Raw genomic sequence first — 13,419 nt, 5'->3', positions numbered from 1 at the left:
GGCGAAGCCCCGGCAAGCGCGCGCGCAAGCTCGGGCCAGCGACGGCGCGCGAGGATCAACCGTTCGTCCCGATCGTTGTGTGAACCCCTTGCCATCCGGCCCCTTTTTCAAACGCCGCGTGTGAGTCTAAGCTCGCGGATCGCTTTGACTTTCGCCGGTCGCGGGCCTATCGTTTGCCGCGATCGGAACGATACATCCTACACCGTCCGGCGGCGATGGCATCGCGGCGGGCGGGGAACGACGCGCGGATCGGACATGAGCGGACGTGATAAATTGACGCCCTTCGCGGGGCTTGTCGCCGGGAAGAACATTCTTGTCACCGGCGGCACCGGCACGGTGGGGTACGAGCTCGTCCGCGCGCTTTTGCCGCTGGCGCCGAAGGTCGTGCGCATCTTCTCGCGCGACGAGCAAAAGCAGTTTCATCTGCGTAACGAGTTCCGGTACATCGAAAACGTCCGTTTTCTCATCGGCGACGTGCGCGATCTCGACCGCCTGAAACGCGCAATGGAAAACGTCGATATCGTGTTTCACCTGGCCGCGCTCAAGCATGTGGAAAGCTGCGAATACAACCCGTTCGAGGCGATCAAGACCAACGTCACCGGAACGCAGAACGTCATCGACGCCGCGCTTACGTGCGACGTGGATCGCGTCGTTTTTTCGTCGAGCGACAAGGCGGTCAATCCCTCGAACGCGATGGGCGCAAGCAAGCTGATGGCCGAAAAACTCATGGTCGCGGGCCAGTTCGCCAAGGGCGCGCGCGATACGCGGTTTTCGTCCGTTCGTTTCGGCAACGTGCTCGGATCGAGCGGATCGGTGATTCCCACGTTCGTGCACCGCATCCGCACGCGGCAGCCCATCGAGATCACGCACGCGGACATGACGCGTTTCGTGCTCGGATTCCGCGATTGCTGCGAGCTGCTTCTCACCACCGCGCGCGACGCGGCCGGAGGCGAGATCTTCGTGCGCAAGATGCCCGTCGTGCGCATCGTCGATCTGGCCGACGCGCTCGTGGAGGAGCTGGCGGGGCTCTACGGCCTGCCGGGCGTGGATGTGCGCATCGTCGGCGCGCGCGCGGGCGAAAAGCTCTACGAGGAGCTTGTCACCGAGGAGGAATCCGCGCGCACCGTGGACATCGGCGAACACCTGGTCGTTTTGCCGCAGATCGGCACGCGGCCCGCGCAGTACGCAAACGCGGCGCCGATCCCCGCGGGCGCTTATTCCTCGCGCACGGACGCGCCGATCGACAAGGCCGCGATCCGCCGCCTGCTGATCGAGGACGGCACGCTCACCAATCCCAACCTGCTGCACGGCATGCGCACCACGCCCCCCATCGAGCCCGAGGGCGAGCCGGGCAGCGGCTTCATGGAAACCTTCAATGCCGGCTGACGCGCCGATTCTCGTCACCGGCGCCGCCGGGTTCATCGGCCGCTGGGTCGTGCGTCACCTGCTGCGCGAAACGGACGGCGGCGCGCCGATCGTCGGCCTGGACGATCTGTCGAACGGCAGCCGCGAAAACCTCGCCGAATTCGAGCACGAACCGCGCCTTCACGAGTTCATCGAGGCCGATATCCGCGATATCGACACGCTGACGCGCCTTTTCGCCAAACATCGCTTCGGCGCGGTGTTTCACCTGGCCGCGCGCATCAACGTGCAGGAGTCGATCGACGATCCGCGCCGCACGTTTGAAACCGACGTCACCGCGACCTTCGAGCTGCTGGAGCTTGCCCGCGCGGTCGGGTCGCGCGTCGTCATGGTCAGCACGTGCATGGTGTACGAGCGCAGCCTGCGCGAAACGGGCATCCGCGAGGACGATCCGGTCAAGCCCGCGTCGCCCTACGCGGCGGCCAAACTCGCGGGCGAGCACCTGGCGCTCGGGCACTTTCACGCGTACGGCCTGCCGGTGGCCGTGTTGCGCCCGTTCAACACCTACGGCCCGTACCAGAAATCGAGCGGCGAGGGCGGCGTGGTGGCGATCTTCTGCGAGCGCGCGCTTGCCGGGGAGCCGCTTTCGATTTACGGCGACGGAACGCAGACGCGCGATTTTCTCTACGTCACGGATTGCGCGCGTTTCATCGTGGAGGCGGGGATGCATCCCGCCGCGACCGGCCGCGTGCTGAACGCGGGGCTTGGCGAGGATATCTCGATCAACGATCTCGCGCGGCTCGTCGGCGGTCCGGGCGCGTCGATCGAGCACGTGGCGCACATCCACCCGCAAAGCGAAATCATGAAATTGCGCTGCGACCGCTCGCTTGCGCGCGAGCTTGTCGGATGGGAGCCGCGCGTCGGGCTTGCCGAGGGGATTCGCGCCACGCGCGACTGGATCGCCTCGCGCCGGGGGGCGGCATGAACGAGTGCCGGCCCGAATCCGCCCTCGCGGTGCATATCGCGACGGACGCGAATCACGCGCGCAAGGTCGCCGAGGCGCTTGGCGGCGCGCCGGCGATCGAATACGCGCGCGACGCGCACGAGGTCATCACGCGGCAGGACGCCGATGACATCGGCGTCGTCGTGCTGGACACGGACGGCTTGGCGAACTGGCCCGAAGCGCTGCGCAACCTCTACGACGAATTGCCCGGATCGTTCGTCGTGTTGGCCGGCGGACCGGAGGCCGGCGCCGAAGCCTGGCGCCTGGCTATGTCCAACGGCGACGCACGCGTCCTGGCCGGGCCGGCCGACGCGCGGGGTCTTGCGCTCACCATCCGGGCGGCGACCGAGCGATGGTGCCTGGCCGCGAATTACCGGGCGCTCGAGGAGGAATACCGCAAGGTCGATCAAAAGCTCGACTACATCCAGCGCCAATATCTATACCTGAAGGAATACACCGAACGCATCCTGAACAATATGCGCAGCGGTTTGCTCGTCACGGACAAATACGGGCGCGTCACGATGGCGAACCAGTCCGCGGAAAACATCCTGCGCTATCCCCCGGATACGCTCGTCGGACGCAGCATCTCCGACGTGCTGGACGCGTCGCTCCAGCCCGCGGGCGAATCGGAGCCGGAGACGCCCTCGCTCGTCCACCGCGCCGAGGTCGGCGCGACGCGCTACGACGGCCGGCCGATCCACGTCGGTTATTCGACGAGCACGCTCGAGGACGCGACGGGCAAGCCGCTCGGCACGATCATCGTGTTCTCCGACGTGACCGAGGTGAACCAGCTCAAGACGCAGCTCATCCAGACGGAAAAGATGGCCGGCATCGGCACGCTGGCCGGCGGCATCGCTCACGAGTTCAACAACCTCATCGGCGGCATGCTCGGCTACGCGCAGCTCGCGGAGGCGTCCGGGCGCACGGAGGACTACCGCAAAAGCAACGAGGTCGTCTTCCAATCCGCCAAGCGCGCCAAGACGATCATCTCGAACCTGCTCACGTTCGCGCGCCGCGTGCCCAACGTCATCGAGCGCAGCGACCTGCGCGAGCTGGTCGAGCAGGTGATCTCCCTTGTCAAACGCGATCTGCAAAAGGAAAACGTGGCCGTCGAGATCGATGTCGATGACGGGTGCGTCATTCATACGGACCTCGGGCAGTTCCAGCAGGTGCTGCTGAATCTCATCATCAACGCGAAGCACGCCATGATCGACCGCAAGGGCGGTACGCTGACGATCGTCGGCCGGCAGGAAGGCGACAGGCTGCGCGTCGTCGTGAAAGACACGGGCGTCGGCATCCCGGACGACATCCTTCCGCGTATCTTCGAGCCGTTTTTTACCACCAAGGGCTCGATCGGATCGGGCGCGGTCGCCGGAAGCGGCCTCGGCCTGTCGATCAGCTACGGCATCATCTCGGAACTCGGCGGCGAAATTCTCGTGGACACCGTGCCCGGCGAGGGATCGACTTTCACCGTCATCGTGCCCGCCGCGGCGATGGAGCCCGCCGCGCCCGAGCCGGACATAGCCGAGGACGTCCCCGAGGAGACGTTCCGCGAGGCCGGCAAGCGCCGCATCCTTGTCGTGGACGACGAACCCATGATCCGCGAGTTGCTCGAGAATCTCCTGCTGCGCGACGGGCACCGCGTGGCGATCGCCGGCAACGGCTTTGCCGCCGTGGAGCAGGCACGCGCTTTCCGCCCGGACATTGCGATCATCGACGCCCAGATGCCCGGCATCTCCGGCAAGGAAACCTACCAGGAGTTGCGGCGCGAGCATCCGGAGATCAACGCCGTGATGATCACCGGGCAGGTCGGCGGCGAATACGAGGACTTCGCGGGCGAGATGCACGAGCTTGGCATCGGCATCCTGAAAAAACCGTTCGATATTCACGACATCCGCGTGGCGATCCAGCGGCTGTCGTGACCGCCCGCACCCCCGCCCGACATCCCGTATGGACAAAATGGACATCATGGACTCCATGGACGGCGCGCCGTCCCGGTGACGGTTGTCCATACCGCGCATACCGGCCATGATGGAAGCCGAATCCATCGGCACGCCGCATCGGACGCGGGCGCGAAAGGAATCGACGTGGATCTCTACATAAACGGGAAAAAGGCCGGCGACCTTCCGGCGGCGCGGTTTCCGACCGCGGCCGCGCTCGTCGAGCATGTGCTGGACGAGGAAATGATCGACGAAGGCCAGATCGTCGCGGCGGTCGAAATCGACGGCAGAGAAATCGACGCGGACGAGCAGGGGCTCGAGGAAACGCCGATCGGAGGCGACGTCGCCCGCGTGTCCATCACGACGGAATCCGCGTACGGCCTGCTATTGACGGCGATCCGGGAGGCCATTGTCGCGTGCCGCGAGATGGTCACGCAGGCCGGCAAGGCCGCCGAGCAGTTTCGCGGGCCGTCGGTCGCCGACGCCGGCGAATTCTACGCCGCGTTCACGGGCCGCATGCTCGAAACGCTCCAGGACGCCAAGGAGCTGAACGGCTTCATCGATGGCGCGCTCGAGGGATTCGACACCCGCCGCCTGGAAACGAACCTGAACCGCCTCAAACCGCACCTCGAAAGCGCCCTGAAATATCAGGAAGACGCCGACTGGGTGATGCTCGCCGACGTGCTCGAATACGAAATCGCCGGCGTGTTCGACGACATCGCCGCCTACCTCGACGAGGCGAAAACCACGGTCGAGTCGCGCGGGTAGTCGCGATCGTTCACCGCGAAGACGCGAAAAGCGCCAAGCAAGGGGAGTGGCGAATGCACGCGCACCAACAGCGACTTGACCAAGAATATTTGTCGCGCTGGTTCGAATTTACGTCGTCTCTGCGTAGGCTCGACGTTGGTCGCGGGCGCAAATTTTCTTGGCCGTTCCTGTTGGATTTTGAAGCCGCGCCCGAATATTTCACCTCGAGTCCGAGACTCATGATCGTTGGCCGCGAAACGAATGGTTGGGGAGAACCAAGCCGCTTAGATTGGCTTAATTCAGACGCTCACGAAGCAATATTGAAAATCCGCGAGGAATACCGCCGTTTCAAGCTTGGCCGATGCTATCGGAAGCCATTTAACAAGCTAGCTTGGAAATTTTCTCAGGGATTATCGATTGACCCCGGTTGCGAACCACGCGCGAATTTTATCTTGACAAATTTGCTCAAACTTGACGAGCAAGGCGCACGACCCGACAACGACGTCATTAATATCCTGTTCGATTTATTTTCCCTATTGGCGGCCGAAATCGAGATTTGCGCGCCCGACGCCACAATATTTTTTACGGGTCCAGACTCTGACAAGGACATTGCGCGTGCGATGCCCGGAGTCAGGTTTCGCACGGTTGAAGGCTACGACTTTCGAGCATTGGTCAAGCTCGAATCCCCGCAGCTTCCCGAATGCACCTATCGCACATACCATCCTGGATTCTTAATTTTCCCCCGAAATCACCACATCTTTCGCGAACTATTGCAAATTGTTCGCGCGCACTTCGGTCTGCCTACCATAGATCCCGATTTCGAAATCACGTAGGCGCTTCGATGCTGCGCGGCATCCCATCCCATGTCCGCCCTTCGAGAATGCGACCCGCGCGCTTCTTGTTCGTTCCGCCCCATTGTTTGAAGAAAAACGGAACTCGCGCGCGCTCGCATTGATCGCGCAGATCGGTAGCCCATGCCCGCTGCATGGGCCTCGCTTTCGGACCGGACTCGCCGCCAACGATCACCCAGTCAATGCCCCGAAGGTCGAGGTCGTGCAACGGGCCGAGGAGCGGTTCAAGCGACAGGAATTTCGTCTTCGCTCCGGTTGATCGCAGCCGATCGACGCGCCAACGATATTCATCGCTTTCCACGCTGACACCCATCCAGACGTTCGGCGCCCAATCCATCGCCGCGTCGAGTTCGGCGAGTCGGTCGGCACGCTTGGTCAGCACCTGAAATCGGTGCCAATGCGCGCGACGCATGACGTCAAACACGTGCTGGATATAGTTGGGTGGAACGTCTTTGTGGAACAGATCGCTCATGGAGTTGACGAAGATCGTCTGCGGTTTTTTCCATCGCAACGGCAGTTCGAGCATTTGCGGCTGCAGCGTCAGTTCGAATCCGTTGCGGTAGTTCGGCTGTCCCATGGCGTGCAGCCGCTCCGCCATGCGCTCGGCATAGCAATGCTTGCAGCCCGGGCTGATTTTCGTGCAGCCGGTGACCGGGTTCCACGTGGACTCGGTCCATTCGATGGTGGATTTCGCCACTACTGCATGTCTCTTAGCAAATGGTTTGCGATCCTTACGGCGATAGGCGCTCCGCGCTCGTTAGCCGCTGCGAAGCAAAGTAAGTATAGCGGATTGCGCGACGAGTTCCGAAGCACGCCCGGACGGTCGGCAACGCCGGCAAATATTGCGCGAAGACGATCGACGAAAAAACGGCCAATCGATTCAGTCGACGCTTTGACAACATGTTCGGCCTCGCTATCGAACAGTGTCGGCGTTCTTTCCACGCGATAAAACGCTTCGTACCAGTCCTGTGTGCCGAGCAGTAGATCGAGACGCTTTCGCCAGGAACCTGGGATATCGCCTGAACGGGTAAGCAGCCGGTTTACGCCGATACCAAGCGGAAACAGCAACCAGAGGTCGATGGCGCGCGTCGCCGCGATCGCATTGATGGTCTCCCATTCGACTTGCATTCCATACGGATCAAGAAAAAGAACCGCACGTTTGTTGCGCCAATTCGACCGACAAATCTCGCGGATCTTATCGTTCGCTTCGCCGTGTCGTATTTCGATTTGCGAGGACTTGGCGGGGTACTTCAATTTTAGCTTTTCCAACTCATCGCAGCGATCAGCACGCTTTTCGACGAAAACGAATCCGTCGAACGCTGGTTCGATGCTCAACGCGCTAAGAGCGGAGCCTTCCAGGAGCGACTGCGGTTCGGGATCCGCTAAATCCGGCAACAAGAGTGTTTGCGATTTGCCTTCACGCGTCCGTACTTCGCGATATCCCGTTCCAGCAAACGCGTCGATGTAGATTTTTCGAAACGGCTGGTTTTTTAACGCCTTTGTGTATTCTTGAAGGTATCGCGAAATGACTTCGAGCTTGGCCGTTGTCCAATCGCCGCCAAATCGATGACCGCTATCGTCGTTCGACATAGGCTTCGATATAGAATATGGCTTGAATTATGGGAAGCAGGGTTGATGGCGCAGTGCGCGCTCTCGGATCGAAGTCTGGCCTTGTCGCTTTGTCGTCCTTCGTCTTCTTCGCGTCCTTCGCGCCTTCGCGGTAAAAAACGCGCCTTCTTTATCCCCCCAACGCCCCGAAATCTCCACTCCAATCCTCAACCAGTTTCCCCCATCCTCCGATAAAATATGTCGGGCAAGGAATCGCCCGCGGAACAGGACGAAAGGAATCGGAAGATGCCGTTGCCGGTGGGACAGGTGCAAAGCGTTTTGTCGAGCTACATGAAGCAGCTCCGCACGCGCGGCACGTCTGAAAAATCCGGCGGCGGATCGCGCGGACCCGACGTCGTGACGATTTCTCTTGAGGGCAAGCGGCGCGAGCTTATGGAACGCATCGGCGACGCCGCCGTCCGCGCCTTCCGCGAGTCTGCCGGAGGCAAGACGCAGCCGGAATAGGCCCCAAGCCCGCCGCCCAGGAGCGCAAGCGGGGACGGGCCGGCGCGCTTTTCCGCTCATGAAAACAGGCCGAAACGCCGATTGAGGAGGTGACGCCTGACGCGTCCGGGGCGAGAAAAGCCAGGTGGCATCCATGAGCGAGAAACTTCACAAACGAATTCTCGTCGTTGACGACGAGGAAATTTTCCGCATGTTCCTCGCGCGCGCCCTGTCCGACGAAGGCTATGAGGTCGAAACGGCGTCCGACGGCGACGAGGCCATCGCCCTGCTTTTGCGCAAACCCTTCGGCGTCATCCTCACGGACCTGCGTATGGCCCGGGTCGGCGGATTGGAAGTTCTGCGCGTCGCCCGCAAGCAGGATCCGGACATCAACGTCATCATCGTGACCGGCTACGCGTCGCTCGATTCCGCGCTCGCCGCCATCAAGTCCGGCGCGTACGATTACATCACCAAGCCCTATCAGCTCGAGGAGGTGCGCCTTTCGGTCGCGAACGCGTCGGAAAAACGCCGCCTGGTCGCGGAAAACACGCGCCTCGTCGAACTGCTCCAGTCCGCGTACGACCAGCTCCGCACGCTCACCGAGCCGGCGAGCGTCGAATCGCGCGAGGATTTCCGCGCCGAGTTGGAACGCCGGCAGCGCGAAATCTTCGAAACGCTCCGCACGTTGCGCGAGGCGCGCCTGGCCGCCGCCGGCCAGCCGCGCAACGGTTATCCGGCACCGGCCGCGAAAGGAAAGCCTGCGTCGAATGGAACGTGAACGGCCACCCGACGCCCTTGTGCCGGCCACGCCGAGGCCGATGGTTTCGCCGGCCGCGAGCGTGTTGATCGTCGAGGACGACGACACGATCCGCGAGGCGCTCGCCGCGTACCTCACGCGCGCGGGATTCATGGTTTCGCAAGCCGAAAACGGCGTTCGCGGGCTCGATGTGGCGCGCGAGCGGGCTTTTGACGTCATCGTCTCGGACGTGATGATGCCGGAGATGAACGGACTCGCGTTTCTGGAGCAGGCCCGGATCATCCATCCTGATTGCGCGGTCATTCTCATCACGGGATACGCGGACCTGTCCGTGGCGATCGAGGCGATGAAAAAAGGCGCGGCGGATTTCGTCAGCAAGCCCTTCCAGTTCGAATACCTGGAGGGAGTCATCCGCGGCATCCTGCGCAAGCGCGGCGCGGACAAGCCCGAAACCCGGGAGGCGATCTCCGAGCGCCTGGAGCAGAAGGTCCAGGAGCTTTCGATGCTCCAGTCGATCAACGAGCTGATGGAAGACCTGCCCGGCGCGGAGGATATCTTCGCGAACCTGTGCGACATGGCTACCAAAATCTGCGGCGCCGGCGCCGCGGCGTATTATCTGTTCGACCGCGACACGAACGTCTTCACGCTTCACAAGATCCATCCGCAACTCTCGGAGATCGGCCGGCCCGGCTCGATCCGCCTGCCGAGGATCGTCGCCGACACGCTCGCGCGCGATCGCCAGCCCCTGCGTTTCGCGGAACCGGCCGGCATCGACTTCTACCGTTCCGTCGTCGGCCCCGCCGCCGATCGCCCGCGCGCCGTCGTCCTCGCGCCGCTTTTCGTTCGCGACGAATACTTCGGCCTGCTATCGGTGGAAGACAAGATCGCGTCCGTCGCGTTCACCGAGGACGACGTCTCCTACATCCGCCTGTTCCTGAAAAAGGCGGGCATGGCGATCGAAAACCGCGCCCTCTACGAGACGATCTACAACAACCTCATCTCCACGCTGCACTCGCTCGTCTCGACGATCGAGGCGAAAGACCCGTACACGCGCCTTCATTCCGACCGCGTCACGCGCCTCGCCGTCATGATCGGCGAGGAGATGGGATGCGCCGACGAGGATCTGGAGAGCCTGCGTTTCACCGGCATGCTCCACGACATCGGCAAGATCGGCGTGTCCGACGCGGTGCTGCAAAAAAAGGGTCCGCTGACCGCGCAGGAGTTCGAGTCGATCAAGCTGCACCCGATCATCGGCGAAAAGATCCTGACGCCACTCAATATGATGCCGCACGAGCGCGCGGTGATCCGCAATCACCACGAGCGCTGGGACGGGCGGGGCTACCCCGACGGCCTGGCCGGCGCGGACATCCCGTTTCTGACGCGCATCCTTTGCCTGGCCGACGCCTACGACGCGATGACCTCCGACCGCGTTTACCGTTCGGGCCTGCCGCACGAAACGGCGATGAAGGAAATCATCGACAACGCCTGGAAGCAGTTCGACGGCAACGTCGTCAACGCCTTCCTGTCGATCTGCAAACGCATCCCGAACCTGAAATCCCACCTCGACCACGTCATCGATCCGAAGTCCGCGGCGTAAAAAAGGCTGGAAGGCTGGACGCCTGAAGTCCGATAAGTCATCGCAAGGCTCTTTGCGGCGGTTCGGTCGTTCCGGTCCATCATTTCCATTTTGTCCATGAAGCCCATTGAGCCCGTGCGTCTGCCCTCGACGCATGGCGTCAATTCCTTGACATTTCGCCCGAACACTGACAGAATCCCGCCCGTCCATCGATAGAAATTTCGCGGTTTTTTGACGAATTCGCCGCTGTTTGACATGCGGCGGGCGTCGGACGCGAAAGGAACACGCAAGGGGCCGATCCTTCGCTACGCTCAGGAGGAGCTCGGCGTTCCCAGGGGGCCGAACTGGGGTTCGGCGGTCCCAGGACGGAGGCGTTTTGCAGGATTCCGAGGCACGCGCGCAGCGACGGAAATATGTCCGCGTCCAGGACGTCGTTCGCCTCAGCTTCGAGGTGATCGAACAGGATGCCCTGGAAGAAGCCAAACGGCAGATCGCCTACATGCGCGCGCACGACGCGGACTTCTACCCGCGCCGCTTTTCCGTTTCGCGCTCGTCCGACGGCGACACCGACGCCGCACTGCGGCAGATCGGCGACGCCATCGCGCGGCTCGACCAGAAGCTCGATTACGTGCTTTTCATGGTCGATCGCCTGCTCGACACCGAAGACCGCATGAAATTTTCGCACCCGATGCATTGCGACATCTCCGGCGGCGGCATGATGTTCGCCGCGGTCGACAAGCCCGGCCCCGGCGCGCTCATGCGTATGTCCGTTCTGCTCGGGCGATACAACGTTTCGCGGCCGATCCACCTGATCGCGCGCGTCGTGCGCTCGACGCTCGCGGCGCCCGCCGATCCGACGCACCCGTACCGCGTCGCGGTGCATTTCCTGGATATCGCCGAGGACGACCGCGAGGCGATCATCGCGCACGTCATCGCCGTACAGCGCGCCGAACTGCGTGCGCGCCGGGGGAAAGAGGCGTGATGTTTGAAACCCGCTCCCTGACGGTCGCGGTTCCAGCCTGGGAACGCCGAACCCCAGTTCGGCATGCACGCTCCCTGATGGTCGCGGTTCCAGCCTGGGAACGCCGAACCCCAGTTCGGCATACCCGCTCCCTGACGGTCGCGGTTCCCACCTGGGAACGCCGAACCCCAGTTCGGCATACCCGCTCCCTGACGGTCGCGGTTCGTCGCGACGAGCGGTTCTCCGTGCCCTCCGCGTTGAATCGCGATTTGCGATTCATTCCCCATTCCCCATTCCCAATTCCCAATTCGAAATGACCGCCAGCATCCTCATCGTCGACGACGAACCCGAAATGCTCGAACCGCTCGTGCGTTTTTTCAAACTCGACGGCTATGAGGTGCAGGGCGCGCAAAGCGGCACGGAGGCCATCTCCCGGGCGCGCGGCGAAAACTTCGACCTGATGATCACCGATCTCTCCATGCCGGAGATGGACGGCATTTCCTTGCTCAAGGAGATGAAGAACCTCTCGCCGCGGACGGTGGCGATCGTGGTGACTGGACATGCGAGCGTGAACACGGCCGTCGAGGCTATGAAGCTCGGCGCGATCGACTACGTGCAAAAGCCGGTGAGCTTCGACGAATTGCGGATCGTCGCGGAGCGGGCGCTCGAGCACAAGCGGCTCAAGATGGAAAACCAGTCGCTGAAAAAGCAGCTCAAAAAGACGTGGGACGCGAGCAACATCATCGGCGACCACCAGACGATGCAGCAGCTCAAACGGATGATCGAGCGCGTCGCCGAGACAGACGCGACGGTGCTCATCACCGGCGAGTCGGGAACGGGCAAGGAGCTTGTGGCCAAGGCGATCCACGCGGCGAGCGATCGCAACAACGCGTTTCTCGTGCCGGTCAACTGCGGCGCGATTCCCGAGCCGCTGCTCGAATCGGAAATGTTCGGCCACGTCAAGGGCGCGTTCTCCGGCGCGACCACGAACCGCACGGGCCGCTTCGAGATGGCCAACGGCGGCACGATCTTCCTGGACGAGATCGGCCACATGGCGCCCGCGCTTCAGGTGAAGCTCTTGCGCGTCATTCAGGAGCGCGAGTTCCAGCCGGTCGGTTCGTCGAAGACGCGCTACGTCGACGTGCGCATCGTCGCGGCGACCAACGCGGATCTCGAAAAAGAGGTGGCCGGGGGCGGCTTCCGCGAGGATCTGTATTATCGCATCAACGTTGTGCCAATTCACGTCGCGCCGCTGCGCGAGCGGCGCACGGACATCCCGCTTTTGGTCAACGCGTTTATCGAACGCTGCCGCAAGGAGCGCAACCGCGACATCCGCCCGCCGTCCGACGAAGTGGTCGGCGCGCTGATGGCCTACGACTGGCCGGGCAACGTGCGCGAGCTCGAGAATCTCATCGAACGGCTCGTCATCCTGTCGGACGACGGGCGAATCAAGCTCGCGGACCTTCCCGAGAAAATCCACCGCCGGATGGGCATCCAGATCCCCGGCTCGATCCTCATCCCCGAGGACGGCCTGGATTTCAACGGCATCGTCGGCGACCTGGAAGACCGCCTCATCCTCGCCGCGCTCGAAAAAACGGGCGGCAACAAGAACTTCGCCGCGAGGCTCCTTGGCCTCAAACGCACCACCCTCGTCGAGAAGATCAAGAAAAAGGGTATCGACTTGAATGGCGAGGAGGACGGCGAGGAAGAGGAAGCCGTCGCGAAGGCGTGATTGGACGCGCTCGCGAAATTCGCTGAATTACGCCGTTATAGTCCATTCCCGCCCGTCGAATTGTCCATGCGCATGGCGCTTGAGTCTCGGCAAGCGTTACCGGTCCGCCGTCAAAATCCCGTCAAAATCAGGCCGGTTGTAAAAAAACCAGCTTCGCTCATCTTGGAAATTAATATGCAATAATCAATAGTTAAGCTTATCAGCCGCTTGGCACCCCGATTGCTTCTAATTCCCCCCGCACACGTTTTTGTGCGTGGGGATTCATGTCGATCCGTCAGGTTGCGCCTTACATCGCCCTCGTCCTGGCCGCGCTTGTCGCGTTGTGGACGTCCGTCGCCAGGGCGGCGGAGGACGTTGCCGTGCCGGACGCGATCGCCGCGACCCCGAACCAGGACGGCGTCGCGCCCGCGCCGGGCGCGACGCCGTCCTGGTTCGGGG

The 13,419-nt window shown here is 62.5% G+C and carries 12 protein-coding genes; 10 read left to right on the top strand and 2 right to left on the bottom strand.

The annotated features are described in order from the left end of the window. The first annotated feature begins 255 nt into the window (after positions 1-255). The 5 genes from K8I61_06415 (at position 256) to K8I61_06395 (ending at position 5,885) form a co-directional block, all read left to right on the top strand. A complete protein-coding gene (locus tag K8I61_06415; GenBank protein MBZ0271650.1) occupies positions 256-1,386 on the top strand; it encodes a polysaccharide biosynthesis protein in 1,131 nt (376 codons plus the stop codon). Next, positions 1,376-2,347: a GDP-mannose 4,6-dehydratase gene (locus tag K8I61_06410; protein MBZ0271649.1), complete on the top strand. Its 972-nt coding sequence runs from the start codon at positions 1,376-1,378 to the stop codon at positions 2,345-2,347. Before K8I61_06415 ends, K8I61_06410 begins: the two co-directional genes overlap by 11 nt. After that, positions 2,344-4,287, top strand: coding sequence for a response regulator (locus K8I61_06405; protein MBZ0271648.1), 1,944 nt, complete (start codon positions 2,344-2,346; stop codon positions 4,285-4,287). The genes K8I61_06410 and K8I61_06405 overlap by 4 nt, the downstream gene beginning before the upstream one ends. 165 nt (positions 4,288-4,452) lie before the next feature. Further along, on the top strand, positions 4,453-5,073 hold the full coding sequence (locus tag K8I61_06400; protein ID MBZ0271647.1) for a hypothetical protein: 621 nt from the start codon (positions 4,453-4,455) through the stop codon (positions 5,071-5,073). A gap of 53 nt (positions 5,074-5,126) precedes the next feature. Beyond that, on the top strand, positions 5,127-5,885 hold the full coding sequence (locus tag K8I61_06395; GenBank protein ID MBZ0271646.1) for a hypothetical protein: 759 nt from the start codon (positions 5,127-5,129) through the stop codon (positions 5,883-5,885). On the opposite strand, the gene K8I61_06390 is transcribed toward K8I61_06395, so the two are convergent. After that, positions 5,878-6,600 carry a phage Gp37/Gp68 family protein gene (locus tag K8I61_06390; GenBank protein ID MBZ0271645.1) on the bottom strand — a complete coding sequence of 241 codons (723 nt, stop codon included), beginning with the start codon at positions 6,598-6,600 and terminating at the stop codon, positions 5,878-5,880. The genes K8I61_06395 and K8I61_06390 overlap by 8 nt on opposite strands. Next, a complete protein-coding gene (locus K8I61_06385; GenBank protein ID MBZ0271644.1) occupies positions 6,600-7,493 on the bottom strand; it encodes a three-Cys-motif partner protein TcmP in 894 nt (297 codons plus the stop codon). The genes K8I61_06390 and K8I61_06385 overlap by 1 nt, the downstream gene beginning before the upstream one ends. Before the next feature lie 264 nt (positions 7,494-7,757). Between K8I61_06385 and K8I61_06380 the strand changes: the two genes are divergently transcribed. From K8I61_06380 to K8I61_06360, 5 genes are all read left to right on the top strand, one after another. Then, positions 7,758-7,976, top strand: a complete 219-nt coding sequence (locus tag K8I61_06380) for a hypothetical protein (GenBank protein MBZ0271643.1) — start codon at positions 7,758-7,760, stop codon at positions 7,974-7,976. Between the two features lie 133 nt (positions 7,977-8,109). After that, positions 8,110-8,733, top strand: a complete 624-nt coding sequence (locus tag K8I61_06375; GenBank protein ID MBZ0271642.1) for a response regulator — start codon at positions 8,110-8,112, stop codon at positions 8,731-8,733. Then, positions 8,723-10,309 carry a response regulator gene (locus K8I61_06370; protein ID MBZ0271641.1) on the top strand — a complete coding sequence of 529 codons (1,587 nt, stop codon included), beginning with the start codon at positions 8,723-8,725 and terminating at the stop codon, positions 10,307-10,309. The genes K8I61_06375 and K8I61_06370 overlap by 11 nt, the downstream gene beginning before the upstream one ends. 355 nt (positions 10,310-10,664) lie before the next feature. Then, a complete protein-coding gene (locus K8I61_06365; GenBank protein MBZ0271640.1) occupies positions 10,665-11,270 on the top strand; it encodes a PilZ domain-containing protein in 606 nt (201 codons plus the stop codon). Positions 11,271-11,562: 292 nt separating this feature from the next. Then, positions 11,563-12,981, top strand: coding sequence for a sigma-54 dependent transcriptional regulator (locus K8I61_06360; GenBank protein MBZ0271639.1), 1,419 nt, complete (start codon positions 11,563-11,565; stop codon positions 12,979-12,981). Positions 12,982-13,419: the final 438 nt, after the last annotated feature.

It is taken from the genome of bacterium, from assembly GCA_019912885.1.
Taxonomy (GTDB): domain Bacteria; phylum Lernaellota; class Lernaellaia; order JACKCT01; family JACKCT01; genus JAIOHV01.
This window is presented reverse-complemented; position numbering and strand designations above follow the sequence as displayed.

Excerpts from the sequence above, each read along its gene's own strand:
- K8I61_06415 (MBZ0271650.1), top strand. The coding sequence starts at position 256 with ATGAGCGGACGTGATAAATTGACGCCCTTCGCGGGGCTTGTCGCCGGG.
- K8I61_06410 (MBZ0271649.1), top strand. The coding sequence starts at position 1,376 with ATGCCGGCTGACGCGCCGATTCTCGTCACCGGCGCCGCCGGGTTCATC.
- K8I61_06405 (MBZ0271648.1), top strand. The coding sequence starts at position 2,344 with ATGAACGAGTGCCGGCCCGAATCCGCCCTCGCGGTGCATATCGCGACG.
- K8I61_06395 (MBZ0271646.1), top strand. The coding sequence starts at position 5,127 with ATGCACGCGCACCAACAGCGACTTGACCAAGAATATTTGTCGCGCTGG.
- K8I61_06385 (MBZ0271644.1), bottom strand. The coding sequence starts at position 7,493 with ATGTCGAACGACGATAGCGGTCATCGATTTGGCGGCGATTGGACAACG.
- K8I61_06380 (MBZ0271643.1), top strand. The coding sequence starts at position 7,758 with ATGCCGTTGCCGGTGGGACAGGTGCAAAGCGTTTTGTCGAGCTACATG.
- K8I61_06375 (MBZ0271642.1), top strand. The coding sequence starts at position 8,110 with ATGAGCGAGAAACTTCACAAACGAATTCTCGTCGTTGACGACGAGGAA.
- K8I61_06370 (MBZ0271641.1), top strand. The coding sequence starts at position 8,723 with ATGGAACGTGAACGGCCACCCGACGCCCTTGTGCCGGCCACGCCGAGG.
- K8I61_06360 (MBZ0271639.1), top strand. The coding sequence starts at position 11,563 with ATGACCGCCAGCATCCTCATCGTCGACGACGAACCCGAAATGCTCGAA.